General features: G+C 75.2%; 1 protein-coding gene. It reads left to right on the top strand.

Annotation, left to right across the window (positions count from 1 at the left end; translation table 11 throughout):
* Positions 1-778: substrate-binding domain-containing protein (locus KBX39_RS32215; protein WP_210874205.1), on the top strand; the 778-nt coding region annotated here is incomplete at its 5' end.
* Positions 779-835: the final 57 nt, after the last annotated feature.

The following is an 835-nucleotide window of genomic DNA, read 5'->3' as shown; positions in this document are numbered from 1 at the left end:
GGCGTCGCTGCTGGCCGCGCTGGAGCAGACCGCCGCCGAGGCGGGTTTCGCGGTGAGCGTCGGCAGCGTCCGCGACCTCGACCACCGTTCCATCTCGGCGGCGGTGGAGCGGCACCTGGCGCACCGGGTGGCCGGCATAGTGGTGATCGCGCCGGTCGAGTCGGCCGGGGAGGCGCTGGAACGGCTGCCCCACGACGTGCCGCTGGTGACAGTCGACGGCGACCCCCGGCGGCCGATCCCGCTGGTCACCGTCGACCAGGTCGCCGGCGCCCGGGCCGCCACCGAGCACCTTCTCGCCGCCGGGCACCGCACCGTCTGGCACGTGTCCGGCCCGTCGGACTGGTTCGACAGCGCCGGCCGGATCGAGGGGTGGCGCGAGGCGTTGCGGCAGGCGGGCGCCGAGGTTCCGCCGCTGGTCCCGGCGGACTGGTCCGCTGCCGCGGGTTACCGGTGCGGGCAGATGCTGGCCCGGATGCCGGAGGTCACCGCGGTCTTCACGGCGAACGACCACCTGGCGCTCGGCGTGCTGCGCGCGTTGCACGAGCACGGCCGCCGCGTACCGGACGACATCAGCGTCGTCGGGTTCGACGACGTGCCGGAGGCGGCGTACTTCATTCCGCCGCTGACCACGGTGCGGCCCGACTTCACGGCGGTGGCCGCGGCGAGCCTGGACCTTCTGCTGGCCCAGATCGAGTCGGAGTCGGCAGGCCCGCTGCGCCAGACCATCGCCCCGACGCTGGTCCCGCGCCGAAGCGTGGGCCCACCCCCCACCCGCTGACCCACCCGGCGCCCCACCCGCCCTCGCCGATCTTGCACTTCGCGCCCGCAGGATGTC

The sequence above is a fragment of the Micromonospora sp. D75 genome, from assembly GCF_018070405.1.
In the GTDB taxonomy this organism is placed as follows: Bacteria; Actinomycetota; Actinomycetes; order Mycobacteriales; family Micromonosporaceae; genus Micromonospora; species Micromonospora chalcea.
This window is presented reverse-complemented; position numbering and strand designations above follow the sequence as displayed.